Origin of the sequence: Streptomyces gottesmaniae (genome assembly GCF_031845845.1) — a bacterium.
Lineage (GTDB): Bacteria > Actinomycetota > Actinomycetes > Streptomycetales > Streptomycetaceae > Streptomyces > Streptomyces akebiae.
This window is the reverse complement of the sequence record NZ_JAVRFJ010000065.1, coordinates 1-25,693: the sequence shown is the minus strand read 5'-3', so window position 1 is coordinate 25,693 and position 25,693 is coordinate 1. Positions and strand designations below refer to the sequence as shown.

At 70.0% G+C, this 25,693-nt stretch carries 20 protein-coding genes; 12 read left to right on the top strand and 8 right to left on the bottom strand.

Translation table 11 applies throughout. The features are described from left to right. Positions 1 to 62 precede the first annotated feature (62 nt). The gene (locus tag RM704_RS42700; protein ID WP_033529306.1) at positions 63 to 1,799 is read left to right on the top strand and encodes an ATP-binding protein; all 1,737 of its coding nucleotides are present in this window, start codon (positions 63 to 65) and stop codon (positions 1,797 to 1,799) included. Then, positions 1,796 to 2,488 carry a response regulator gene (locus RM704_RS42695; RefSeq protein WP_033529307.1) on the top strand — a complete coding sequence of 231 codons (693 nt, stop codon included), beginning with the start codon at positions 1,796 to 1,798 and terminating at the stop codon, positions 2,486 to 2,488. Before RM704_RS42700 ends, RM704_RS42695 begins: the two co-directional genes overlap by 4 nt. A 558-nt stretch (positions 2,489 to 3,046) precedes the next feature. Here the strand turns inward: RM704_RS42695 and RM704_RS42690 are convergent. Continuing rightward, a complete protein-coding gene (locus tag RM704_RS42690; protein ID WP_033529308.1) occupies positions 3,047 to 3,601 on the bottom strand; it encodes a hypothetical protein in 555 nt (184 codons plus the stop codon). Positions 3,602 to 3,751: 150 nt separating this feature from the next. Between RM704_RS42690 and RM704_RS42685 the strand changes: the two genes are divergently transcribed. The 3 genes from RM704_RS42685 to RM704_RS42675 are packed head-to-tail and all read left to right on the top strand — an operon-like array spanning position 3,752 to position 6,898. Next, positions 3,752 to 5,167 (top strand): extracellular solute-binding protein, encoded by a 1,416-nt coding sequence (locus RM704_RS42685; RefSeq protein WP_033529309.1) that lies wholly within the window; start codon positions 3,752 to 3,754, stop codon positions 5,165 to 5,167. 10 nt (positions 5,168 to 5,177) lie between these two features. Then, positions 5,178 to 6,068: a carbohydrate ABC transporter permease gene (locus RM704_RS42680; protein ID WP_033529310.1), complete on the top strand. Its 891-nt coding sequence runs from the start codon at positions 5,178 to 5,180 to the stop codon at positions 6,066 to 6,068. Positions 6,069 to 6,073: 5 nt separating this feature from the next. Next, positions 6,074 to 6,898 carry a carbohydrate ABC transporter permease gene (locus tag RM704_RS42675; RefSeq protein WP_033529311.1) on the top strand — a complete coding sequence of 275 codons (825 nt, stop codon included), beginning with the start codon at positions 6,074 to 6,076 and terminating at the stop codon, positions 6,896 to 6,898. Positions 6,899 to 6,913: 15 nt separating this feature from the next. On the opposite strand, the gene RM704_RS42670 is transcribed toward RM704_RS42675, so the two are convergent. Next, complete coding sequence (locus RM704_RS42670) at positions 6,914 to 9,283, bottom strand: tetratricopeptide repeat protein (protein ID WP_033529312.1); 2,370 nt, start codon at positions 9,281 to 9,283, stop codon at positions 6,914 to 6,916. A gap of 125 nt (positions 9,284 to 9,408) precedes the next feature. On the opposite strand from RM704_RS42670, the gene RM704_RS42665 reads away from it, so the two are divergent. After that, on the top strand, positions 9,409 to 10,281 hold the full coding sequence (locus tag RM704_RS42665; protein WP_078937261.1) for a 5'-methylthioadenosine/S-adenosylhomocysteine nucleosidase: 873 nt from the start codon (positions 9,409 to 9,411) through the stop codon (positions 10,279 to 10,281). Positions 10,282 to 10,495: 214 nt separating this feature from the next. Then, the gene (locus RM704_RS42660; RefSeq protein WP_498076444.1) at positions 10,496 to 12,424 is read left to right on the top strand and encodes a tetratricopeptide repeat protein; all 1,929 of its coding nucleotides are present in this window, start codon (positions 10,496 to 10,498) and stop codon (positions 12,422 to 12,424) included. A gap of 59 nt (positions 12,425 to 12,483) precedes the next feature. Here the strand turns inward: RM704_RS42660 and RM704_RS42655 are convergent, their stop codons facing one another. Further along, positions 12,484 to 12,927 (bottom strand): TIGR03618 family F420-dependent PPOX class oxidoreductase, encoded by a 444-nt coding sequence (locus RM704_RS42655; RefSeq protein ID WP_078937262.1) that lies wholly within the window; start codon positions 12,925 to 12,927, stop codon positions 12,484 to 12,486. A gap of 173 nt (positions 12,928 to 13,100) precedes the next feature. Here RM704_RS42655 and RM704_RS42650 point away from each other — a divergent pair, with 173 nt between their 5' ends. Beyond that, positions 13,101 to 13,907: a helix-turn-helix domain-containing protein gene (locus tag RM704_RS42650; RefSeq protein WP_311593245.1), complete on the top strand. Its 807-nt coding sequence runs from the start codon at positions 13,101 to 13,103 to the stop codon at positions 13,905 to 13,907. Positions 13,908 to 13,965: 58 nt separating this feature from the next. On the opposite strand, the gene RM704_RS42645 is transcribed toward RM704_RS42650, so the two are convergent. Beyond that, positions 13,966 to 14,991, bottom strand: a complete 1,026-nt coding sequence (locus tag RM704_RS42645) for an ATP-dependent 6-phosphofructokinase (RefSeq protein ID WP_033529313.1) — start codon at positions 14,989 to 14,991, stop codon at positions 13,966 to 13,968. 260 nt (positions 14,992 to 15,251) lie between these two features. Between RM704_RS42645 and pta the strand changes: the two genes are divergently transcribed. The 3 genes from pta to pyk all read left to right on the top strand — a co-directional run bounded on the left by pta (position 15,252) and on the right by pyk (position 20,192). Continuing rightward, the gene (gene pta, locus RM704_RS42640) at positions 15,252 to 17,390 is read left to right on the top strand and encodes a phosphate acetyltransferase (protein ID WP_052146218.1); all 2,139 of its coding nucleotides are present in this window, start codon (positions 15,252 to 15,254) and stop codon (positions 17,388 to 17,390) included. A 32-nt stretch (positions 17,391 to 17,422) separates the two neighbouring features. Then, positions 17,423 to 18,634 (top strand): acetate kinase, encoded by a 1,212-nt coding sequence (locus tag RM704_RS42635; protein ID WP_033529346.1) that lies wholly within the window; start codon positions 17,423 to 17,425, stop codon positions 18,632 to 18,634. Positions 18,635 to 18,761: 127 nt separating this feature from the next. Then, complete coding sequence (gene pyk / locus RM704_RS42630) at positions 18,762 to 20,192, top strand: pyruvate kinase (RefSeq protein WP_033529314.1); 1,431 nt, start codon at positions 18,762 to 18,764, stop codon at positions 20,190 to 20,192. A 147-nt stretch (positions 20,193 to 20,339) separates the two neighbouring features. On the opposite strand, the gene RM704_RS42625 is transcribed toward pyk, so the two are convergent. The 4 genes from RM704_RS42625 to RM704_RS42610 form a co-directional block, all read right to left on the bottom strand. Next, a complete protein-coding gene (locus RM704_RS42625) occupies positions 20,340 to 21,773 on the bottom strand; it encodes a hypothetical protein (protein ID WP_192829739.1) in 1,434 nt (477 codons plus the stop codon). Then, the gene (locus RM704_RS42620) at positions 21,763 to 22,386 is read right to left on the bottom strand and encodes a DUF6114 domain-containing protein (protein ID WP_033529315.1); all 624 of its coding nucleotides are present in this window, start codon (positions 22,384 to 22,386) and stop codon (positions 21,763 to 21,765) included. The genes RM704_RS42625 and RM704_RS42620 overlap by 11 nt, the downstream gene beginning before the upstream one ends. A gap of 165 nt (positions 22,387 to 22,551) precedes the next feature. Continuing rightward, on the bottom strand, positions 22,552 to 23,187 hold the full coding sequence (locus RM704_RS42615) for a DUF6230 family protein (RefSeq protein ID WP_033529316.1): 636 nt from the start codon (positions 23,185 to 23,187) through the stop codon (positions 22,552 to 22,554). A 704-nt stretch (positions 23,188 to 23,891) separates the two neighbouring features. After that, positions 23,892 to 24,869 (bottom strand): tetratricopeptide repeat protein, encoded by a 978-nt coding sequence (locus RM704_RS42610; protein ID WP_033529317.1) that lies wholly within the window; start codon positions 24,867 to 24,869, stop codon positions 23,892 to 23,894. A 192-nt stretch (positions 24,870 to 25,061) separates the two neighbouring features. Here RM704_RS42610 and RM704_RS42605 point away from each other — a divergent pair, with 192 nt between their 5' ends. Next, positions 25,062 to 25,688: a TetR/AcrR family transcriptional regulator gene (locus tag RM704_RS42605; protein WP_033529318.1), complete on the top strand. Its 627-nt coding sequence runs from the start codon at positions 25,062 to 25,064 to the stop codon at positions 25,686 to 25,688. The last annotated feature ends 5 nt before the right edge of the window (positions 25,689 to 25,693 follow it).

The window sequence follows — 25,693 nt, the reverse complement described above, 5'->3', positions numbered from 1 at the left end:
GTGAGGGCGGTCACCCTTCCGTTCATTTAGTTCACGCCTACACGTCGATGCAGACTGTTGCCATGCGCGTCCCGCCCCGCCTCCGTCCCCGCAGCCTGGCCGGTCAGCTCTTCGCCGTGCAGGCGGTGCTGATCGCGGCCGTCGTGGCCGGATACGCGCTGTTCACGTACGTCAGCGACCGCTCCCAGGCGGAGGAGGCGGGGGGCCGTCAGGCCCTGGCCGTGGCGGCCACGGTGGCCGACTCCCCGTCGGTCCGGGCGGCGATCCACACGTCCGATCCGACCGAGCGGCTCCAGCCGTACGCCACGGAGGTGCAGCGGCACGCCGGCGTCGACTTCGTCACGATCATGACCCGTGACGGCATCCGCTGGACGCACCCCGACCGCGACCGGATAGGCGAGCACTTCCTCGGCCATATCGAGAAGGCGCAGAACGGCGAGTCCTTCACCGAGACCTACACCGGCACCCTCGGCCCGTCGGTCCGCGCGGTCACCCCGATCATGGAGGACGGCGAGGTCATCGGCCTGGTCAGCGCCGGCATCCGGGTCCAGGCGATCAGCGACCGCGTCGAGGACCAGCTCACGGCCCTGGTCGGTGTGGCCGTCGGCGCCCTCGCCCTCGGCGGCATCGGCACCTACATCGTCAACGCCCGCCTGCGCCGCCACACCCACAACATGAACGCCGCCGAGCTGAGCAACATGCACGACTACCACCAGGCCGCCCTGCACGCCGTGCGTGAGGGCCTGCTGATGCTCGACGGCCAGTACCGGGTGGCCCTCATCAACGACGGGGCACGGGAGCTGCTGGGGGTGACGGACGACGTGGTCGGCCGTTCGGTGGCGGAGCTGGGGCTGCCCGCCCCTCTGACGGGCGCCCTGCTCTCCTCGGAGCCCCGGGTGGACGAGGTGCTCCTGACCGCCGAACGGGTGCTGGTGGTGAACACCTCTCCGGTGTCGGGCGGCCAGCGCAGGGGCGCGGTGGTCACCCTGCGCGACGTGACCGAACTCCAGTCCCTCACGGGCGAGCTGGACTCCGAGCGGGGCTTCACCCAGGCGCTGCGTTCCCAGGCGCACGAGGCCGCCAACCGCCTCCACACGGTCGTCTCGCTCATCGAGCTGGGCCGCTCGGACGAGGCGATCGACTTCGCGACGGCGGAACTGGAGCTGGCGCAGGCGCTGACGGACCAGGTCGTGGCGGCGGTCAGTGAACCGGTGCTCGCCGCCCTGCTGCTGGGCAAGGCCGCCCAGGCGAACGAACGGGGCGTCGAGCTGGTGGTCTCCGAGGACAGCCGCATCGACGACGGCCTCCTCCCGGAGTCCCTCCCGGCCCGTGACCTGGTCACGGTCCTGGGCAACCTGATCGACAACGCGGTGGACGCGGCGCAGGGGTCGGTCGGGGCGAGGGTTACGGTGACGGCGTACACGGACGAGACGGGCGCGCCCGGGGACACCGGGGCGGGCGGGCCGTTGGACGGTCCCGTGCTGGTGCTGAGGGTGTCGGACACGGGGGCGGGCGTGGACCCGGCCCTCGCGGAGGCCGTCTTCGAACGCGGCTTCTCGACGAAGCCCGCCGGACCCGGCGGCCGCGGCCTCGGTCTGGCCCTCGTACGGCAGACGGCGCGCCGGCACGAGGGCACGCTGACCGTGTCGGAGGCGGCCGGGGGCGGGGCGGAGTTCGAGGTACGACTGCCGCTGGGCAGGAGCGGTACGAACAGGACGGGGCAAGCTGTACAGGCTGCACCGACCGCACATGCTGTCCAGGCCCCTCGGGCCACTGTGGCTGGAGGCGACGACGCATGACGAAGGCCGGGTCCGACCCCATCAGAGTGCTGGTCGTCGAGGACGACCCCGTGGCCGCCGACGCGCACATGATGTACGTCGGCCGCGTCCCCGGCTTCACGGCGGTGGGCAAGGCCCACACGGGCGCGGAGGCGCGGCGCGCGCTGGACCGTACGCCGGTGGACCTGCTGCTGCTGGACCTCCACCTGCCGGACGTGCACGGCCTGCAGCTGGCGCGTTCCCTCCGCGCGGCCGGCTACCACGCGGACGTGATAGCGGTGACGTCGGCGAGGGACCTGACGGTGGTCCGGGAGGGCGTCTCGCTGGGCGTGGTGCAGTACGTCCTGAAGCCGTTCACGTTCGCGACGTTGCGGGACCGGCTGGTGCGGTACGCCGAGTTCCACGCGGCGGCGGGCGAGGCGAGCGGCCAGGACGAGGTGGACCGGGCGTTGGCGACCCTGCGGGCGCCGGGCCCGGCGGCACTGCCGAAGGGCCTGAGCGCCCCGACGCTGGAACGGGTGACGGTGACCCTGCGGGACGCGGGCGAGGGCCTGACGGCGGCGGGCGTCGCCGAGGCGGTCGGCATCTCACGGATCACGGCCCGCCGCTATCTGGAGCACTTGGTGGACGCGGGCCGGGCGGCGCGGAGTCCGCAGTACGGGCAGGTGGGGCGGCCGGAGTTGCAGTATCGGTGGGTGAAGGGGCAGTAGGGGGCCGTGTCGGCCGACGGGGCCTGCCCGCGGAGGGGCCGACCGATGGGCCAGGTCAGCCGACGGGCCAGGTCAGCCTTGACAGGCGACGCCGACCGAAGGCGGGGCGGGCCGACGGGCGAGGTCGACCGACAGGCTAGGCCAGCCGACAGGGCGACGCCGACCGACAAGCCAGGCCAGCCGACAGACGACACCGACCGACGGGCCAGGCCAGCCGACAGGCCAGGTCAGCCTTGACAGGCCACGCCGACCGAAGGCGGGACCGGCCGACAGGCGGGACCGGCTGACAGACGGGACCGGCTGACAGGCGGGACCGGCTGACAGACGACGCCGACCGACAGGCGCAGTCAGCCGACAGACGACACCGACCGACGGGCCAGGTCAGCCGATAGGCCAGGTCAGCCTTGACAGGCGACGCCGACCGAAGGCGGGACCGGCCGACAGGCGACGCCGACCGACAGGCGAGGACGGCCAAGAAACGACGCCGACCGACAATGCCAGGCCAGGCCGGCCGACAGGCGGGACCGGTCCTCACACGGAGCCAGCCGACGGGTGAAGTCAGCCGGAGGAGTTCGGCGCCCGGAAAGGCGCGGCGTAGACGACGACCTGTGCACCGAGCCCGAGGATCGTGAGGGCCTCGGCGGCCGAGAGCGCGACGAGTCCGGGGCTGGTCCTCCCGCTCAGCCAGTACACCAGCAGCCCGGCGAGCGGGACGACGCAGAAGGCCAGCAGATCGATCCCGCACTGTATGGCCTTGCGGGACCTTCTGCGCGCATCGGCCCGATGCGCGACTTCCCAGTCGAAAACCTTCTCCGCACCGGCGAGCTGGGCGAGCCGCGGTCCGAGATCGCCCCGCACGTACGCCCCGATCGCGGAGATCTTCTCGTCGTTGACGAGGTAGGTCCATCCGAGCACGACACACACCGGCGGCAGCGCGAGCAGCATCGCCGGCTGTTTCGCCTGCGCCGAGGCGGCGATGACGGCGGCGAGCACGGTGAGGGTGACGTAGAGCAGGTTGTCCCGGAACCCGATCCGCGTCTTCTGCTCGTCCTTGACGGTCTGATACTCCACGAGCAGCAACTGCCCGACGGTGACGTCGTCCCGTTCCGACACCCTTGCCCCCTACCCGGCGCCAACGAAGCCTCTGCTCAAGCACCTTAAGGGGAACCGGTGCAGACGCATTGACCTGACTAGACCACTCCCCTTACCGTCACCGGGCACCACCCAAGGCCACAGCGACGTAGCCAGCAGGAGGTCGTGCCCGTGCGCCCCACCGCACCCAGTTCCCGCCGATCCCCCCTCCGCCTCCTCCTCACCGCCGCCCTGGCGGTCACCGCGCCGGGCGCGCTCGTCGCCTGCGGCAGCGGCTCCGGCAGCGACCCGGACACGGTGGAGGTCTCCTACAAACAGTCCACGGACAACCAGGTCCGCGTGATGGACACCTTCCTCGCCGACGTCAAGAAGCAGTTCGAGAAGGCGAATCCGGGCAAGAAGGTGAAACTGGTCCCGATCAAGGCGCCGGACTCGGAGTACTACACCAAGGTGCAGCAGATGCTGCGCTCACCGAAAACGGCACCGGACCTGGTCTACGAGGACACGTTCCTCATCAACTCGGACATCACGAGCGGCTATCTGAAGCCCCTGGACGATTATCTGGCCGACTGGAAGGACTGGGACCAGTTCATCGACACGGCCAAGACGGCGGCGAAGGCCGAGGACGGAAAGACGTACGGCATTCCGGACGGCACGGACACGCGGGGCCTGTGGTTCGACAAAGCCATCTTCGAGAAGGCGGGCCTGCCGTCGGACTGGCAGCCGAAGAACTGGGCCGACATTCTCACCGCCGCCCGCACGATCAAGGCCAAGGTGCCCGATGTCATCCCACTGAACGTCTACACGGGGAAACCGGCAGGCGAGGCCGCGACCATGCAGGGCTTCGAAATGCTCCTCTACGGCACGGAGGACGCGACCGCGGCCGGCGCGACCGACCCCCTGTACGACGAGAAGTCGAAGAAATGGAAGGCGGGAACCCAGGGGTTCAAGGACGCCCTCGCCTTCGTGGAGACGGTCTACCAGGAGAAACTGGGCCCGGAGGTGTCCGACGCCCTCGACCCCAACATCAGCACCCGAGTACGCGGCGAGCTCCTCCCCGAGGGGAAACTCGGCATCAACCTGGACGGCTCCTGGCTTCCCCAGGACTGGTTGCCCGGCAGCGGTCATGAATGGCCGGAGTGGTCGGAGAAACTGGGCCTCGCCGCCATGCCGACCCAGAACGGACAGTCCCCCGGCAAGGTGAGCATGTCCGGCGGCTGGACCTGGGCCATTCCCGACAAGGCCGGGAACCCCGACCTCGCCTTCGAGTTCATCAAGACGATGCAGTCGAAGGCGAACGCGCAGAAGTGGTACATCGCCAATTCCGGGATCGCCGTCCGCAAGGACGTGGCCGCCGACCCCGCCTATGTGGAGGCCCAGCCCGGCATCAAGTTCTTCACCGACCTGGTGTCCAGCACGCATTACCGCCCGGCGTACCCCGCGTATCCGAAGGTCTCCACGGCCATCCAGGAAGCGATGGAGTCCGTGACGACGGGAGACGCGTCGGTGGCGGAGGCGGCGAAGAACTACGACGAGGAGTTGAAGGCGGCGACGGACGACCAGGTGATCGAGGGGACGGAAGAATGAGCCCTCGCGCATGAAGAGGCAGGCGTCGGGGCCTCCTCACCCCGCTTTCCGGGCGTTCACCCGAGCCCTCCCCCTCACCCCCGCCACGGTCCTGCTGCTCCTGTTCCTGGCCGGCCCGATCGCCTACTGCGCCTACATCGCCTTCACCGACCTCCAGCTCACCGGCCAGGCCGAGGACTCCTTCATCGGCTTCGACAACTTCCGTACGGCGTTCGGGGACGAGGCCTTCCTCAACGCGGTGTGGCTGACCCTGGTCTTCACGGTGGTCTCGGCGCTGCTGGGCCAGAACACACTGGGCCTGGCGCTGGCGGCGCTGATGCAACGCGCCTCGAAACCCGTCCGCACGCTGGTGGGGGGAATCGTCGTCACGGCGTGGGTCCTGCCGGAGGTGGTGGCGGGGTTCCTCCTGTACGCCTTCTTCCGCCGGGAAGGCACCCTGAACGCCGTCCTGGACTGGCTCCATCTCCCCACCCAGAACTGGCTGTACACGCTTCCGATCCTGGCCGTGTCGTTTGCGAACGTCTGGCGGGGAACGGCGTTCTCGATGCTGGTCTACTCAGCGGCCCTGAACGAGATCCCGAAGGAGATCACGGAGGCGGCGGAGGTCGACGGCGCGGGCGGCTGGCGCCGGATGTGGCACATCACGCTGCCGATGATCCGCCGCTCGATCGGCACGAACCTGATGCTCATCACGCTGCAGACGTTGTCGGTCTTCGGCCTGATCTGGGTGATGACGAGGGGTGGCCCGGGCGGCAAGAGCCAGACCCTCCCCCTGTTCATGTACGAGGAGGCGTTCCAGAAGAGCATGATCGGCTACGGCACGGCGGTGGCGCTGTTGTTGCTGGTGGTGGGTTCGCTGTTCTCGGTGATCTATCTGCGGCTGCTGCGGACGGAGGTGTAGGTACCGTGGCCTCCCCGAACACCCGACGGCTCGCGGCCGACGCGGGGCTGCTCGCCATCGCCGCGGCGTTCGTCCTCCCGCTGGCCTGGGTGATCCTCTCGTCGGTGGACCAGCGGGCGGACCTGACGGTGAAAGTCCCGGACGGCGTGACCCTGGACAACTTCGACGCGGTCCTGACCCCGGAGATCACCTTCACGCCGCTGCTCAACAGCCTGCTGCTGTGCGGTGGAGGGACCGCGCTGACGGTGATGTGCGCGGCCCTGGCGGCGTACCCGCTCTCTCGCTTCCGCTCCCGCCTGAACCGCCCTTTCCTCCTGACGATCCTCTTCGCGACGAGCCTCCCGATCACGGCGATCATGGTGCCGGTGTACGCGCTCTTCGTCCAGGTGAATCTGATCGACACCATGCAGGGCACGATCTTCTTCTTCGCGGCGTCCCAATTGCCGTTCGCGATCTGGCTGATGAAGAACTTCATGGACGGGGTGCCGAAGGAACTGGAGGAGGCGGCGTGGACGGACGGCGCGTCGTCGCTCCAGTCGCTGGTGCGCGTGGTGCTGCCGCTGATGGGGCCGGGCGTCGCGGTGGTGACCGTCTTCTCGTTCGTGATGATGTGGGGGAACTTCTTCGTCCCGTTCATGCTGCTGCTCACGCCGGAGCAGATGCCGGCGGCGGTGAGCATCAATGAGTTCTTCGGAAATCGGGGGACGGTGATCTATGGGCAGTTGGCGGCGTTCTCGGTTATTTATTCGACGCCGGTGATCTTGTTGTATGTGGGGGTGGCGAGGCGGTTGGGTGGGGGGTTTGCTTTGGGTGGGGCGGTCAAGGGGTGAGGAACATCAACAGGGCTATTCGAGGGCCATGGCTTGGGCTCGGACCTCGGCAGCCTCGGTACTGGCATTGGCCCGAGTGAAGGCGTCCGCTGCCTGGAGCCAATGAATGCGGGCGTCGGTGAGTCGGCGGGCGTTCTTGTGGACGATCGCCAGGTTCTGGAGAGCCAAGGCCGCCCTGTACCAGTCCTCGAACTTACCGAAGATCTCCACGGCCGTGCCGTACGCCTCGATCGCCTCTCCAACCTGGCCGGCTGCTTCCATGGCGAGGCCAAGGTTGTTCCACGCCCTGGCCTCACCCAAGCTGTCTCCGATCCCCTGGCACAGGTCGCGGGCGCACTTGTGCGCTTCGATCGACTCGTCCAGCCTGCTCTCTTCCCAGTAGGCGAGGCCCAGGTTGTTCCACGCCACAGCCTCGCGTTGGCGATCCCCAGCGGCTTCGTACAGCTCTCGGGCATGGGCAAGCGCGTCGATGGCCTCCTTCTTTCGCTTTACCTCCCCCAGCGCCAGGCCAAGATTGTTCCAGGCCATGGCTTCGCCGAGTGGGTACCCGGCTGCATGGAACAACTCACGGCAGCGCGCATGTGCACCGATCGACTCCTCCGTCTTGTCCACTTCCTGCAAAGCGAGGCCAAGGCTCGTCCAGGCCCCCGCCTCACCGACTCGATCTCCAACGCGTTGTGCCGCCTCGCACGCTGCACGGGAAACAGTGATCCAGTTGTCGAAGTACCGCCGCCAAGCCAGATACTCCCCCAAGTACTCAGCCAGCTGCACTGCCAATTCCGCAAACCGGACTTCCCGCCCCCAGGACACCGCCGCGACCAGCCCGGCCCGCTCACCGTCGCACCACTCCAGGGCCGCCCCACGGTCCGCGAAAAGCTCCGGCTCCGCCATTCCTGGCAACCAGCGCAATCTCATGTCCGCTTCCAGCGCCCGCCGGTGATACAACCCCAGCACCCGCTCCCGGGCCTCCTCCCCTTCCTCCGACAACCCCTCGTCCCCCGCCACCGCACCCGCCCCGAACACCCGCACCAAGTCATGCAAGCGCCACCACCCGCGCCCGCTCCCCCGCTCGACGAGATGCGCGCGAGCCAACGCCCGCAGTTCCCCCAGCGGAGCGGCCTCCGCCCCCACCAACGCCGCGGCGACCTCGTCGCTCACCTCAGGCCCCGGCGCGAGCGCCAGCAGCCGCAGCAACCGGGCCTGTCCGGACGGCAGTCGCCGGTACGACAGGTCGAAGGCGGCGCGCACGCTGCGCGCGCCGTCGTCGAGCTGTGCGAGCCGGTCACGTGATGCCGCCAACTCGTCGACGAGTTCGGCAACCGGCATGCCCGGGTCCTCCACCAACAGGGCGGCGGCGATCTGGAGGGCGAGCGGCAGATGTCCGCAGAGGTCGGCGAGTCGCCCGGCCGCGTCGGCGTCGTCCGTGACACGGCTGTCCCCCGGCTCGGCGGTGCGCAGGGCGAGGTCGAGGAGCCCCCGAGCGTCCTTCGGCGTGAGCTGGTCCAACGGGACGAGTCGTGCCCCGAGTTGCGTGAGACGATCGCGCGAGGTGACCAGCACCCGATGCCGGCCGTCGCCCGGCAACAGCGGCCGCACCTGGTCCGGCGACGACGCGTTGTCCGCCAGCACCAGCATCGCCCCGCGCTCCCTACCCCGCTCCGCGAGCACCGAACGATAAAGGCTCGCCCGGTCGTCGGCCCTGGCCGGAATCCGCTCCGGCGGAACCCCGAGCGCCCGCAACAACGACTGAAGCGCCTGATCAGCGGTGACCGGCTCCTCGTCATACCCGTGCAGGTCGACGAAGAGCACCCCGCCCGGGAACCACCCCTCCCCACACGCCAGATGCGCGGTCTCCACGGCGAGCGCGGTCTTGCCGATGCCTCCGAGCCCGGACACGGCGCTGACGAGGACGGCCGCCGAGCCGTCGAGCGCCCGCAGCAACTCGGCCGTCTCCCCGTCCCGCCCGGTGAACCCGCCGGGCCGAGGCGGCAGCGCGGCCAAGGCCTCCGGCGCGGCGGCGGCCCCACCGAGATGGATCACGACCTGGACACCGATCGCCTCACGCAGGAAGACCCCACCCCGGAAGTCGGAGTGATCCCCGCCGTACCAGGCCGCCCCACTCCCCGGCGTATGCCGCTCCATGCCCGCCGCCACCGCGCCCGCGACCGCCGAATCTCCGGCCAGCAGGTCGACCAGCCGCTCGCCCCACTCCCGTACGGCATCCCGCCGTGCCGGGTCCGTTGCCGCCTCCCGCGCGGCCTCGGCCACCTCCGCGACCGACGCCCCGGCCGCCAGCCCGACCGCCCGTGCCAACGCCTCCACCGCCCGGCGCCCGTCGTCCCCGCACGCACTCTCGGCCAGGGCGGTCAGCAATGCCGCTTTCATCCGTCCGTCCGCCCCCGTTCCGTACCGTGAGAGCCAACGGTACGGCGTCGGAGCGAGGGTTGGCCGACCGTTCGACTCGGGTCAACAGCCCCTTCTTGTCATCGACTTGGCAGTACCGTGGACAGGTGCCCGAACCTGACACACGCCCCGTATCAGCCGTCGTCCTCACCGCGCTCCCGGTCGAGTACGCCGCCGTACGCGCCCTCCTGACGGACCTGGGGTCCGACGAGCGCGTCCACGACGACGGCGCCCGCGTCGAGGTGGGCCGGATCGAGGGCACGTCCTGGACCGTGGCGATCTCCGAACTGGGCGAGGGCGCGGTGCACGCCGCCGCGCGCACCACCCAGATCGTCGGCTGGCTGCGCCCCGAGGTAATGCTCTTCGTGGGGGTGGCCGGCGGGCTCAAGGACGACATCGGGATCGGTGACGTGGTGGTCGGTACCAAGGTGTACGGCATCCACGGCGGCAAGGTGACCGGCCAGGGCTTCCAGGCCCGGCCCGAGGTGTGGCACGGGTCGGGGCGGCTGGTGCCGGCGGCGCGTTCCGCGCTGCGAGAGCTGCCGGACGTACGGGGCCATCTGAAGCCGATCGCGTGCGGTGACGTGGTGCTGGCCGACAGCAGGTCCGCGCTCGCCGAGCACATCCGCCACCACTACAACGACGCCTGCGCGATCGAGATGGAGGGCTCGGGGGCGGCCCACGCGGCCCACCTCAACGGCCAGTTGGACGCCTTGGTCGTCCGGGGCATCAGCGACCGCGCCGACCGCCACAAGCACGAGGCGGACGCCTCAGGTTCCCAGGAGCTGGCGTCCCGGCAGGCCGCCGCCGTGGCGGTGGCCATCCTGCGCAAGCACGGGCCGCGCGGCGGAGGTTCCTCCGACTCCCAGGAGGGACCCTTGCGGGCGAACGCGGGCGGAGCCGTCTACGGCGGGCACCACATCGACTTCCGCGGTGGCACCTTCTTCGGGCCCGTCACCGGCAAGTCGGACGGCCGGTAGCGGGGAGGACAAACCCCAGGGCCGGGAGCCGGTCCCGGAGAACGGACCGCGGGGCCGGGAGCCGGTCCACGGCCCCGTCCCGGTCGCGACCACCACCCTCCCGCCCCGCCCTCCCGGCTTCACCGGCCGCACGGCGGACCTGGACCGCCTGCTCCCCCGTCTCGCCCTCACCTCGGACGAGAGCGCCCCGCTGCTCATCTCGGCCGTCACCGGCATGGGCGGCATCGGCAAGACGGCCCTCGCGGTGGAGGCGGCGCACCGGGCGTGGGCCGAGGGCTGGTTCCCCGGCGGCTTCCTCTTCGTCGACCTGCGCGGCTACGACGACGACCCGGCGACGGCGGACCAGGGCGTCGTGGCGCTGCTGGACGCGCTGGGGGTACGGGGCACGGACCTGCCGCCGACGACGGCACGCCAGTACGACGTCTACCGCTCGCTCCTCACCGAGCGGCGGGACCCCACGCTGCTGATCCTGGACAACGCCTCGGACCCGTCCCAGTACCTCCCCCTGCTCCCCGGCACGGACCACCACCGGGTGCTGATCACGTCCCGGGACCGCCCGGACGCGCTCCCGGTACGCGTCATCGACCTCGCAGCGCTCGGCCCCGACGAGTCCGCCGCGCTCATCACCCGCGCCCTGCACGACGCCGACGAACGCGACGACCGCCCGGCCCGCGAACCGGAGGCCCTCCACGAACTCACCGCCCTCTGCGGCCACTTGCCCCTCGCACTTCAGATCGCGGCCGCGATGCTCCGCCGACGCCGGCACGGGCACCGGGGGATCGCGTCGCTGGTGGAGGAGATCAGGGCCGCCGGGGACCCGACGACCGCACTCGACAACGGCAGCCCCGGGACGGATTTGTACGGCCGCTCGCTGGCCCTGCGGCCGGTGCTGGAGACCTCGTACCGCCGACTGCCGGACGACCAGGCCCGGTTGCTGCGCCTGTTGTCCCTCGCTCCCGACTCGGAGACGACCACGGAGGCGGTGACCGTCCTGGCCGACGGGGACACGACCTCCGTGCTCTCCCTGTTGGAGGACCTGGCCGCCACCCACCTGGTCGCACCGGTCGGGAACGACCAGGCGCGGTCCTCGATGCCGCGGTGGCGGTTGCACGACCTGGTGCGGGCGTACGGGACGGGTGTGGTGGCGGGGGACGCGGAGCTGCAGGAGGAAGGGAATGAGGCGCGAGAACGCCTACTCGCGCACTACCGGCACTGGGCAGACGCGGCTGACGAGCGGTTGCGGTGGATACCGGGGCGGCAGGAACCAGAGCGGTTCGCCACACGGACCGGGGCGTTGGCGTGGCTCGACATTGAGCGGTCGGGACTCGTGGCCGCCGTGCTGTGGGCGAGCGAGGAGCGATTCGGCCCCGTAGCGGTCGATCTGGCCGGATGCCTGGCTGTCTACCTGGAATGGCGACGCCACTTCGACGACTGGCTCATCATCGCCCAAGCGGCCTGCCAGGCAGCCTGCCGTACCGATGACGTCAACAGACAGGGCATCGCGTGGAACAACCTCGGCATCACCTTGCGGGAGGCGGGTCGGACGGAGGAGGCGATCGAGGCCCACACACGCGCCCGAGACCTGTACCGGATCATCGAGAACCGAGAACGCGAGGGCACGGCCTTGATGAACCTCGGCATCGCCCTGCGGAGATCGGGACAGGTGAAGGAAGCAGTGGAAGCGCTCACCCAGGCCCGGGACCTGTACGAGGCCCCCGGGTACCGCCACCGCGAAGCCAGCGCACTGAACAACCTCGGCCTCGCTCTGGCAGCATCGGGCCGTACCGACGAGGCGACCGCGGCACTCGCCCGGGCCCGGGACCTGTATCAGGCCATCGGAGACCGGTACCGCGAGAGCATCGCGTGGATGAACCTCGGCACCGTCCTGCGGGGATCGGACCAGGTGGACGAAGCAATCACGGCATACGCCGAGTCACTGGAGATCCGTCTGGAGTTCGAGGACTGGTACGGCGCCGGACTGACCCTGGAGAACCTGGGCCACGCCCACAAGTCGGCGAACGCCGCGGTCTGGGCTCGCTCGCACTATCTCCAAGCGTCTGATGCCTACACCCGGGCCAACGCCCCCGCCGAGGCAGCCCGAGCCCGCTCCGCTGCCGACGAGACCGACCCCCCACCCCCCTAGGGCGCTTCTGATGGATCTCCGCGGCGTCGCGGAGATCCATCAGAAGCGCCCTAGCCCGACTACCCCAACTTCCCGGGCCGGAACGGCTCCACCCCCACCACCCGCCGCACCCGCACCGCCTCGATCAGGATCATCAGGCGCCGCTCCCCGGGCAGGAGCCATGGATACCGCTCCTGACCGATGTACTTCCGCGTGAGCCGGTCCATGGCCCGTTCCGCCTCCTCCCCCTCCACGAACCGCACCACCCGTCCCCGGATCTCCGCCCGGTCATAAGGGTTCTCGGTGTCGATGTGGGACAGGGAGACACTCGGGTTGCGCCGCAGGTTCTCCTCCTTCACCCGCCCCACGGAGGTGTTGACCATGACGTACTCGACCCCCGCCTCCTCCTCGATGTCCACCCACATGGGTGACACCTGAGGCGCCCCGTCCGCCCCGACCGTCGCCAAGTGCCAGAAGTTCGGCGCCAGTAGGCGCTCACGTATGTGCCCGTCCAGCTTCGTCATGCCGTCATCCCTACCCAGCCCGTCCAGGCATCCGCACCCGGGCCCCAGACTCCCAGGGCCGCCCCTCGATCCCCATGAGTCACAGGCTTCTCACCACCCGTAGCTTCCTACAATCCGTGTGTGTGGCCGAACAGCCCGTAGTCACCGCAGCCCCGTGCCCCTACGTTGTGCGCGTGCACCGACGCTCAGCCCACGAACGGCAGCCCCAGCACCCGTACCCGACCCCGCACCCGCATCCGGCACCGCAGCCATACGCGCGCCCGGACGCGGACACGGCCCCACGAGCCGCCGCCCCCGCCCCGCCCCTCAACGCCCCGGCCGTCCGCGAACTACGCGTGGCGCTGGGCATGGGGCCCGAACACGTCGCCTACGGAATGCGGTCCTCGTACGGCCTCCCGTACGTCACCCCGGACCTGGTCGCCGCCTGGGAAGGCGGCGCCGTCTCCCCCACCGGCCCCGAACTCACCGCGCTCGCGGGGGTGTTGTGGTGCTCGGTCGGTGAACTCGTCGCCGCTCCCAGGACCCTGCGTGAGCACCGCACGGCGCAGGGGATCGCCGCCGAGGACGTCGCCCGCGCGGTCGGCGTCGAACTCTCCTCGTACCTGTGGATGGAGGAGACCGGGGAGTGGCGCGGCACCGACCGTCAGTCAGCCGCCCTCGCGACCGTGCTCGACCTGTCGCTGCCCGAACTCACCACCGTGACGGGGCGCGAGACGAGACTCAGGGAACTGCTCCACAGCGCGGTCACCACCCGCTGGCAGGCCCATGTCCGACCGATCACGAAAATGCTGGCCCTCGACCGGCACCTCCTGGAAGACGTCCTCCAGGAGATGCACACCGACTACCAGGGCCTGATGGCCGCCACCCTCACCTGGGCCAACGGCACCGCCGCGACCGACTCGGGCGACGCCGGCCGTGACTACCTCGACCGGATCACCGACCACTTCTGGTCACTGGTCCGGCGAACAGCCCCCTACTGACCCCGGCCCGCCACACCCCCCGCGCCCACCACACCCACCGCACCGCAAGCGGAAAGACCTAGAACACCGACTCCGCCTCGTCCATCCGGTCCTTCGGCACCGTCTTCAGTTCGGTCACCGCCTCCGCCAGCGGCACCATCAGCACCTCGGTGCCGCGCAGGGCGGTCATGCGGCCGTAGTCGGAACGGTGCGCGGCCTCGACCGCGTGCCAGCCGAAGCGCGTGGCGAGCACCCTGTCGTACGCGGTCGGGGTGCCGCCGCGCTGGACATGACCGAGGATGACCGGCTTGGCCTCCTTGCCGAGGCGGCGCTCCAGCTCGTACGCGAGCGCCGTGCCGATGCCCTGGAAGCGCTCGTGGCCGAACTGGTCGATCTCGCCGTGGCCGTAGTCCATGGAACCCTCGGCCGGGTGCGCGCCCTCGGCGACGCAGATGACCGCGAACTTCTTGCCCCGCGAGAAGCGCTCCTCCACCATCTTCACCAGGTCGGCGGGGTCGAAGGCCCGCTCGGGCAGACAGATGCCGTGCGCGCCCGCCGCCATCCCCGACTCCAGGGCGATCCAGCCCGCGTGCCGGCCCATGACCTCGACCACCATCACCCGCTGATGGGACTCGGCGGTCGTCTTCAGGCGGTCCATCGCCTCGGTGGCGACACCGACGGCCGTGTCGAAACCGAACGTGCGATCGGTCGACGAGATGTCGTTGTCGATGGTCTTCGGGACACCGACCACCGGCAGACCCGCGTCGCTGAGCATCCGCGCCGCCGTCAGCGTGCCCTCGCCGCCGATCGGGATCAGTACGTCGATACCGAACCGGTGGGCCATGTCCTGGGCGTTCTCGCAGGCCTCGAGCAGGCGGTCGCGCTGGAGGCGGGAGGAGCCGAGAATCGTGCCGCCACGGGCCAGGATGCCGCTGACGGACTCCAGGTCGAGGGTGCGGTAGCGGCCGTCGAGGAGGCCCGCGTAGCCGTCCTCGAAGCCGATGACCTCGTCGCCGTAGTGGGCGACCGCTCGGTGCACGACCGACCGGATCACTGCGTTCAGGCCCGGACAGTCGCCGCCTGCGGTGAGAACTCCGATACGCATCGTGCTGTGTCTCCTGCTCGTCCTGATCGTCCTGAGCGTCCTGAGTGTCCGGCTCGGTGCTGGTACTTATGAGCCAGTCCGATTGTTTCACGGCCGACCGGGGGTCGCCGCGCCCCTCCGCCCCACCCGGCGCCCCTCCCCGCTGATGGGCGCCTTATCCATGGTCAGAGGTATTGTCAAGAGGGTTTCCGTCCGCCGCGACGGTGATTTCCACCCCTCCCCTGCCGAAACAGTCGAACCACATGAAACGGAGAGCACACGTGACGCGCAGCGTGTACGTGACCGGGATCGATCGCGGCGACGGCCGCCAGGTCGTCGAGCTGGGGGTGATGGAGCTCCTGACCCGCCAGGTCGACCGGGTGGGGGTGTTCCGGCCGCTGCTGCACCACGGACCGGACCGGCTCTTCGACCTGCTGCGCGCCCGCTACCGGCTCACCCAGGACCCGGCGACCGTGTACGGCATGGACTACCACGAGGCGTCCACGCTCCAGGCCGAGCACGGCACGGACGAGCTGGTCTCCACCCTCGTCGACCGGTTCCACGCCGCCGCCCGCGACTACGACGTCGTCCTCGTCCTGGGCACCGACTTCGCGGACACGCAGTTCCCGGACGAGCTGTCGCTCAACGCCCGGCTCGCCAACGAGTTCGGAGCGTCCGTCATCCCGGTGGTCGGCGGGCGGAAGCAGACCGCCGAGTCGGTCGTGGCCGAGACGCACAACGCGTACCGCGCGTACGAGGGCCTCGGCTGCGACGTGCTCGCCATGGTGGTCAACCGGGTCGCGCCCGCCGACCGCGGCGAGATAACCGAGCGGCTCGGGGACTCGCGGTTGCCGCTGCCCGTGCCCTGCTACGTCCTGCCCGACGAGCCCGCGCTCTCCGCGCCGACCGTCGCCCAGATCACCCACGCCCTCGGCGGCAAGGTCCTCCTCGGTGACGACTCGGGCCTCGCCCGCGACGCGCTGAACTTCGTCTTCGGCGGTGCCATGCTGCCGAACTTCCTCAACGCCCTGACCCCGGGCTGCCTGGTCGTCACCCCCGGCGACCGCGCGGACCTCGTCGTCGGCGCCCTCGCCGCGCACAGCGCCGGCACCCCGCCGATCGCCGGTGTGGTGCTCACCCTGAACGAGCGGCCCAGCGACGAGATCCTCACGCTCGCCGCCCGCCTCGCCCCGGGCACCCCGGTCGTCGCCGTCGAGTCCGGCTCCTTCCTCACCGCCTCGGAACTGTTCTCCATGGAGGGCAAGTTGAGCGCGGTGACACCGCGCAAGGCGGAGACCGCGCTCGGGCTCTTCGAGCGGTACGTCGACACCGCCGAGCTGCGGGGCCGGGTCTCGGCGCCGAGCAGCGACCGGATCACTCCGATGATGTTCGAGCACACGCTCCTCGAACAGGCCCGCTCCGAGCGGCGCCGGGTGGTCCTGCCCGAGGGCACGGAGGAGCGCGTTCTGCACGCGGCCGAGGTCATCCTCCGCCGGAACGTCTGCGACCTGACCCTCCTCGGCCCCGTCGAGCAGATCCGCAAGAAGGCCGCCGACCTGGGCATCGACCTCGGCGACAGCATGCTGGTGGACCCGGCGACCTCCGAGTGGCGGGACTCCTTCGCCGAGAAGTACGCCGAGTTCCGCGCCCACAAGAACGTCAGCCTGGAGCTGGCGTACGACGTCGTCTCCGATGTGAACTACTTCGGCACGCTGATGGTCCAGGAGGGCATGGCCGACGGCATGGTGTCGGGATCGGTGCACTCCACGGCCGCCACCATCCGGCCCGCCTTCGAGATCATCAAGACCAAGCCGGACGCGGGCATCGTCTCGTCCGTGTTCTTCATGTGCCTCGCCGACAGGGTGCTGGTGTACGGGGACTGCGCGGTGAACCCGGACCCGAACGCCGAGCAGCTCGCCGACATCGCGATCCAGTCGGCCGCCACCGCACGGCGGTTCGGGGTGGAGCCGAGGATCGCGATGCTGTCCTACTCCACGGGGACGTCCGGGTCGGGCGCCGACGTCGACAAGGTGCGCGAGGCCACCGCGATCGTCCGCTCCCGACGGCCCGACCTGCTCATCGAGGGGCCGATCCAGTACGACGCCGCCGTGGAGCCGAGTGTCGCGGCGACCAAGCTGCCGGACTCCGAAGTCGCGGGCCAGGCAACGGTGTTGATCTTCCCGGACCTCAACACCGGCAACAACACCTACAAGGCCGTACAGCGGTCGGCGGGCGCGCTCGCGGTCGGGCCGGTCCTCCAGGGGCTGCGCAAGCCGGTCAACGACCTGTCCCGGGGCGCGCTCGTGCAGGACATCGTCACCACGGTCGCCATCACGGCGATCCAGGCCCAGACGCCGGCGGCCGGGACCGCCGTGCCCCCGGCCCCGGCCACCGCCGGCGCGACCGCCACCGCCCCGTGACCCCCACCGACGACAGAAGGCACCCGACCACCGTGACCGCCACCCGCGTCCTCGTCCTCAACTCCGGTTCCTCCTCGGTCAAGTACCAGCTGCTCGACATGCGCGACAGCCGCCGGCTGGCCGTGGGCCTGGTCGAGCGGATCGGCGAGGAGAACTCCCGGCTGAAGCACACCCCGCTCACCACCGGCGGCGCCTCCCGTGAGCGCACCGGGCCGATCGCCGACCACGAGGCCGCCCTGAAGGCCGTCGCGGAGGAGCTGGCCGCGGACGGGCTGGGCCTCGACTCCGCCGAACTGGCCGCCATCGGGCACCGGGTGGTCCACGGCGGACAGAGCTTCACCGAGCCGACCGTGATCGACGACACCGTGCTCGCGGAGATCGAACGCCTCATCCCGGTGGCGCCGCTGCACAACCCGGCCAACCTCACCGGGATCCGTACGGCTCGGGCCCTGCGCCCGGACCTGCCGCAGGTGGCGGTGTTCGACACGGCGTTCCACACCACCATGCCGGAGTCGGCGGCCCGCTACGCCATCGACGTCGAGACGGCCGACGCGCACCGCATCCGCCGCTACGGCTTCCACGGCACCTCGCACGCGTACGTGTCCCGGGCGACGGCCGAACTGCTGGGCAAGGGCCCCTCGGAGGTGAACGTCATCGTGCTGCACCTCGGCAACGGGGCGTCGGCCTCGGCTGTCGAGGGCGGCCGGTGCGTGGACACCTCCATGGGGCTGACGCCTTTGGAGGGGCTCGTGATGGGTACGCGGTCCGGAGACATGGACCCGGCCGTCATCTTTCATTTGATGCGCGTTGGCGGAATGTCCACGGACGAGATCGACACTCTCCTCAACAAGAAGAGCGGTCTGATCGGGCTGTGCGGCGACAACGACATGCGGGAAATCCGCCGGCGAATCGACGAGGGCGACGAGCGGGCGAAGCTGGCCTTCGACATCTACATTCACCGGTTGAAGAAGTACATCGGCGCTTACTACGCGGTGCTCGGCCGGGTGGACGCGGTCGCGTTCACGGCCGGGGTGGGCGAGAACGCGGCGCCGGTGCGGGAGGCCGCCCTGGCGGGCCTGGCGGGCCTGGGCCTCGCGGTGGACGGCGACCTCAACGCCGTACGGGGCGACGAGCCGCGGCTGATCTCGCCGGCCGGTGCGCGGGTCGCCGTCGCAGTGGTCCCGACGGACGAGGAACTGGAGATCGCGGCACAGACCTACACCCTGGTCGGAAAGAACATCTGAGCTTCGAAAAGAACAACTGAGCACCACCGGGCAATACACGTCGGTAACACGACTGAGCGCATAGCCGCCCATATGCATTCCGCCAGACGGAATATTCCGTAGCGAAACAAACCGATAGGATCGTCCCATGCGCCGTTCGAAAATCGTCTGTACTCTCGGCCCCGCGGTCGACTCCCACGAGCAACTGGTCGCCCTCATCGAGGCCGGCATGAACGTGGCCCGTTTCAATTTCAGCCACGGCAGCCACGCCGAGCACCAGGGCCGCTACGACCGGGTCCGGGCCGCCGCCGCCGAGACCGGCAAGGCCATCGGTGTCCTCGCCGACCTCCAGGGCCCCAAGATCCGTCTGGAGACCTTCGCCGAGGGCCCGGTGGAGCTGGTGCGCGGTGACGAGTTCACCATCACCGCCGAGGACGTGCCGGGCGACAAGCAGATCTGCGGTACGACGTACAAGGGGCTGCCCGGGGACGTCTCCCCCGGTGACCAGGTCCTCATCAACGACGGCAACGTCGAGCTGAAGGTCATCGAGGTCGACGGGCCGCGGGTGCGGACCGAGGTCATCGAGGGCGGCGTCATCTCCGACCACAAGGGCATCAACCTGCCCGGCGCGGCCGTCAACGTGCCCGCCCTGTCCGAGAAGGACGTCGAGGACCTGCGGTTCGCGCTGCGCATGGGCTGCGACCTGGTGGCGCTGTCCTTCGTGCGGGACGCGAACGACGTGCGGGACGTCCACAAGGTGATGGACGAGGTGGGCCGCCGGGTCCCCGTCATCGCCAAGGTGGAGAAGCCGCAGGCGGTGGAGAACATGGAGGACGTCGTGATGGCGTTCGACGGCGTGATGGTCGCCCGTGGCGACCTGGCCGTCGAGTACCCGCTCGAGAAGGTCCCCATGGTGCAGAAGCGGCTCATCGAGCTGTGCCGCCGCAACGCCAAGCCGGTGATCGTGGCGACCCAGATGATGGAGTCGATGATCACCAACTCCCGCCCCACGCGCGCCGAGGCCTCCGACGTGGCCAACGCGATCCTGGACGGCGCGGACGCGGTCATGCTGTCGGCGGAGTCCAGCGTGGGCGCGTACCCGCTGGAGACGGTCCGGACGATGTCGAAGATCGTCACGGCGGCCGAGGAGGAGTTGCTCTCCAAGGGTCTGCAGCCGCTCGTGCCCGGCAAGAAGCCCCGTACGCAGGGTGGTTCGATCGCCCGTGCCGCCTGCGAGATCGCCGACTTCCTCGGTGGACGGGCCCTGGTGGCGTTCACGCAGTCCGGTGACACCGCCCGCCGGCTCTCGCGCTATCGCGCGCAGCAGCCGATCATCGCGTACACCACCGACGAGTCCACCCGGAACCAGCTGGCGCTCAGCTGGGGCGTCGAGTCGCACGTCGTGCCGTTCGTGAACAGCACCGACGAGATGGTCGACCTGGTGGACCACGAGATGGTCAAGCTCAACCGCTTCAACGAGGGCGACATCGCGGTCATCACCGCCGGCTCGCCCCCCGGTGTCCCGGGCACCACCAACATGGTCCGGGTGCACCACCTGGGCGGCGGCGCCCGCGACTGACGGCGCGCCCACCCCCTGCCGGCGCAGGAGCACCACGCAGGACAGCACCGAGGGCGCCCCCTGGAGACAGGGGGCGCCCTCGGTGCTGTGCGGCTCCCGGACGGGTCCTGGGCGGCCCGGTCGCCCGGGCCTGGAGTGACCGGCTGCTCAGTCGGTCATGAACTGGTGCATGCCCGGAACGCTGAGGGTTCCGCCGAACTGGCCCGCCTGGACGACCTTCACCTTGGTGAAGTAGATCAGCGGGATGTTCAGCGGCGGCGGGTGCTTCGGGTCGAAGGTCACCCGGATCAGACCGAGCAGGTTGCCCGAGATGCTCTCGGTGTACATCACCGTGTCGCCGTCGCGGATCGTGGACGTCGTGCCCTTGCCGGCCTGCACGTGGTAGGTCACGCCGGCCTGCTTGTCCTCGACCGTCTGGTGGAGGTCGCCGATGTCGGTGCCGTCGGAGATGACGTACTTCAGCACCTCCTTGACCGAGCCGTCTGCGGTCTTCACCTTGACGACGCCCTTGTAGTCGGCGCCCTTCAGCAGCAGCGAGCTGGCGTTCAGGTACCAGGGGTCGTTCGGCAGCGGCGGTATGCCCTTCTCGACGCCGCTCTCGTCGTCCGTGGCGACCGGGCAGCCCTCCGTGTCCGTGCTCTCGCTCGGCGAGGGGCTCGGCGTGGCGGTGGCTTCGTCCGTGGCGTCGTCGGTGGCGTCCTCGGCCGCCTTCTCCGTGTCCTCGGCGGTGTCGGTGACGTCCTTCGCGGCGTCCTCGACCTTGTCGGAGGCGTCGCCGGCGGTGTCCTGCGCGTCCTTGCCGGCGTCCGAGCCCGAGCCCGCGTCCTCGTCCTTGTCCTTGTCCTTGTCCGAGCCGTCCTCCGAGGCGGAGGGCGACGGGGACGGGCTGGTGGACGTGGACGGGGTGGTGGTCTCCGTCTCCTTGTCGTCCGGCGTGAAGAGGTCCTCGATCGCGGTGCCGATGTCCTCCAGCACGTTGCCGCTGCTGTCGGTGCCGGAGGTGTCCGCCGACGAGGTGTCGCCGGAGTCGGCCGTGTCCGTCGCGGACTTGTCGGCGTCGTCCGTCGTCGACGACTCGTCCGAGGTCGAGCTGTCCTTGTCGTCGGAACCTGAATCCGAGGACGCGGAGTCGTCCGTGGTGGTGTCGTCGGCGGCCGAGTCGCCGGAGGAGTTGCTGTCGTCGGCAGAGTCGTCGCCCGCGGACGTGTCGTCGTCCTCGTCCGTCGACGTGCCCTCGTCCGTGGAGTCGGTGCTCTCCTCGGCGGACGGGGTCGGGGTCGGGGTCGGCGAGGCGGAGGCGTCGGTGCCCTCCTCGGCGGCCTCCAGGGCCTCCACGCAGTCCTTGTACTCGTCGGCCGTCAGACTCAGCTTCGTCGGGTCGTCGGCCCGGGCGAGCGTCAGGGTGGGTGTGAAGCCCATGCCCATGAGGACCGCCGTCGGCATCGCCGCCAGGGCTATCGCTTTGCCCGCCGGCATGTTCAGCCGGGTGAGAAGGGGCTTCTTGGGCGCCGCGTGCCGCGGTCCGGATCTCGCACGGGACTCTCCCACCGAAGTCCCGTGGGTCACCTCGTCAGCCGGCACTGTGCCTCCCGTTCGTCCCGTTCGTGGGGGTGGTACCTGTCAGGTCGTCGCCCTCGCCGTTCGCCGCCCCGCTCACCGAGCCCGCTCCCGCGGGCTCCGGGGCGTCGCCCTTGTGCAGGGGGACCGCACCTTGCTGTGCCGTGTTCTCGGAAGCCGTGTCCTGCGCGACCGGCTTCCGCGACGGGGTCTTGTAGGTGGACGGCACCGCCGCCTCCTCGTGACCGGGCGCCCAGGCGATGGCCAGGGCACCGCCGATCAGGGAGAGCAGGAAGCCGACACCGAAGCCACCGAGGTTGGAGACCGGGATGGACACGAGCGCCAGGAGGATCGCCGCCGTACCGGCGAAGGTCCGTACGTGCCGCTGGAACCAGAGGCTGACCCCGAGCACCACCAGCAGCACGCCGATGATGAGGGATCCCGCGCCACCCGTCGTCGACATGGCGAGCGTGAGGTGGCCGATCTGGAGGTTCGCGTACGGCAGATACATGATCGGGAAACCGCCGAGCAGGACCAACAGGCCCGCCCAGAAGGGACGAGAGCCCCTCCAGTCGCTAAAGCGCCGCCGAAAGGCGCGGAGATAGTCTTCGTTCTGCCCCGTTGACTCGGCGCTCATGGACAACAGCTCCCTGGAACGGTGTTGCTGTGAGAAGTTCACGTACGACACGTACGAAGCGGGCGTACGGAATTCAGGTACGGAGGTCGCGTGCGCGGTGGAGCGCACGACGGGAGGGACGGGCGGGCGAAGAAGCGGACGCCCCCTCACCCGCCCAGGGAGTGCCTAGTAGCACTCCACGACGCCCTTGTGGAGCGACATCTTCAAGTTGCTCAGCTTGAAGGTTCCGGCGGTGGTCGCCCACGCCGTCTGCTTCACGCCGGTCAGCGAGGCCGAGTCGGCCTGCTGAGCGAACCCGTAGGGGTTGGCCTGCTCCGAGCCACCCTTCATGCCCGGACCCTTGTTGGCGTCCTTGGCCGCCACACCGATGTCGATGCCCTTGAAGACGGCGTCCGCCTCAAGCTCCTCGACGTCGATGTAGAGGTTCTCGGCCTCGACCTTCTTGCCACCGGTACCGGCGGTCAGCTTGAGGCTGACGCTACCGAGCAGCGGGACACCGGGGGTGACGACCGACTGGCACATGTTGGTGATCGACGCGGTCTTGAACGCCGAAACGGCGACGGGGTGAACCGTCTTCTCGCCCTTGAGGGTGTAACCCTCGTCGAGCGCTCCGTACTGCGAGAAGCCCGTGCCGTCGAGCTGACCCGCCGTCACCTTGAACGACTGGCCCGACACACTGAACGACGCGGCGAGAGCACCCTGCGCGAGGGCGACACCTATCGCTGCCGTGGCGGCGACGCTGGGCACCATGACCACAGCGAACCGCTTCCATCTGGTCCCGCCACGCACCTGGGACTCCATATTTCCTCCTTCTCGGACGTACATCTCCTGATACCGGCTCGCCCCTTGACGGCGGCTCGGCCGGACAGGGATGGGAGAAGTGCTACGTCCTCGGGAAGGAGAGCGCCCGCGCTCGGTGGCGCGAAAAGCGCCCGAATCACCGGCGATCACCCCCGAGCGACAACCACTGGTCGCGCCTGACACGCATCACGCACAACCTGCTGGACAGGCTCCGCGGTTGGCGGAGACCCCCCTGCCCAAGAGCCGGCGCCACTGTCGCCCGCTCTACTCGGTGGGGACCCAGAAAACCCGTTGACCCGACTGGCTGGCGGGGTACGGGACAGGACCGAGCGTCGCCGATCGTGGTGCATTCTCGCCGCCCCCGCAAGGGGGTCGTTACTGGCTAGTAACGGACGGATAACCGAACAACGACCCATCGGCATCGGCCAGCGACCCTGGGTGGCGCCGAGTGAGGCGACACATGGGTGAACAGTCGGACAGAGTCCGACAACTCGACGACATTCTCTTACTGCCAGTAACAGCGGCCGCGATTACCAAGATTTGGTAAAGCGCGGCCGCAGGTGTCGCTGTGTCGCCAAATCGCTCACTCGCGCACCACGCGTCCCGACAGTGCGGGACGCGGTGGTCGCGTCCTCCCCCGAACCTCCCCCGAACCTCAGCCCGTCACAGCCGGCACTCAGCCGGGGCACGGGTCCTCGGACAGGTCAGAACAGGGCCCTCGCCAGCGACCGACGCGCCGCGGCCACCCGCGGGTCGTCGCCGCCGACCACCTCGAAGAGCTCCAGCAGCCGCAGCCGTACGGCGTCCCGGTCGTCACCGGCCGTGCGCCGCACCGTGTCGATGAGTCGCCCGAACGCGTCCTCCACATGTCCGCCGACGAGGTCGAGGTCCGCCGCGGCGATCTGCGCCTGCGCGTCGCCCGGGTTCTCGGCGGCCGCCTTGCGCACGTCCTGCGGATCGGCACCCTGCACGCGCTGGAGCAACTCGGCCTGTGCGAGGCCCAGTTTGGCCTCGGTGTTGCCCGGGTCGTCGCTCAGTACGTTCTTGTACGCCTGCACCGCGCCGCCGAAGTCGCCCGCGTCCAGGGCCCGTACGGCGGCTTCGAGCAGGTGGTCGTAGGGGCCGGCCGGGATCTGCGGGGCCGCCTCGACGGGGGCGCCGACCTCGGCGTCCGGGTCCACCACCAGGCCGGTGAGCCCGAAGCGCTGTTCGGCGACCTGCACGAGCTGGTCGAGGGTGGCGCGGATCTGCTGCTCGGGGGCGGCACCCTGGAAGAGGGGCAGGGCCTGCCCGGCCACCACCGCGAACACCGCCGGGATCCCCTGGATCCCGAACTGCTGCATCAACATCTGGTTGGCGTCGACATCGATCTTCGCGAGGACGAACTTGCCGTTGTACTCGACGGCGAGGCGCTCCAGCACCGGGCTGAGCTGCTTGCAGGGCTGGCACCACTCGGCCCAGAAGTCGATGACGACGGGGACTTCGGTGGACCGCTGCAGGACCTCGCTCTCGAACCCGGCCTCATCGACGTCGATGACCAGGTCCGCCGGGGAGACCGCTCCTCCCCCGCCCTGCCGGGCCGCTTCGGCGCGCGCCTGCTCCGCCTTCGCCTTGGCCTCCTGGGCCGCCTTCACCGCGGCGAGGTCGACGACTCCGCTCATGGACATGTTCCGTGGCTGCATGAGTACATCCTCCCCCTTCCGAGCACGCAGGTGAAAAAGCGTCCTGAAAGCCGGTCGTCCACCCCAGGATTTCGCTACGACTCGTAGCGTAACCGGACCGGCGCCTCTCCTGTACCCCTCAGTACCCACTCCCCGGTGATCTGCCTCACGACGACGGGGAAGACTTCGACAACGGCCGGATATGGTCGGCGGATGCAGAGCCGCACCCCCGCCTCCCGCGCCGCGGGCGGCCGTCCGCGCAGCGCCGCCGCGGACGCCGCGATCCTGGCCGCGACCCGGGAGGCACTGGTCGAACTGGGCTGGTCGAAGCTGACCCTGGGCGACGTGGCCACCCGGGCCGGTGTCGCGAAAACGACCCTCTACCGCCGCTGGGCGGGGAAGAACGAGCTCGTCGTGGACGCGGTGGCTGAACTCTTCGACGAGCTCCGTCTCCCCGACCGGGGCAGCCTGGCGGCCGACATCGAGGGCGTCGTGCTCCAGTTCGCGGCGATCCTGGCCCGCCCGGAGGCCAAGAGCGGCCTCATGGCCGTCATCGCCGAGGCGACCCGCGACGACGCCCTGCGCGAACGCATCCGCACGTCCATCGTCGACCGCCAGAAACGGCTGGTCGTGGAGGGCCGCGCCAGGGCCCAGACCCGCGGCGAACTCCCTACGGAATTGGACCCCGCCACCGGCACCGCCACCGTCGACCTCATCTTCGACGTCGTCGTGGGTACGGTGGTCCACCGCACCCTGGTCAGCGCGGAACCGGCGGACGAGGCCTGGGCCCAGGCCTTCACGGCCCTGCTGCTGCACGGCCTGAGGGGAAGCGCCCCGTAGGGGCG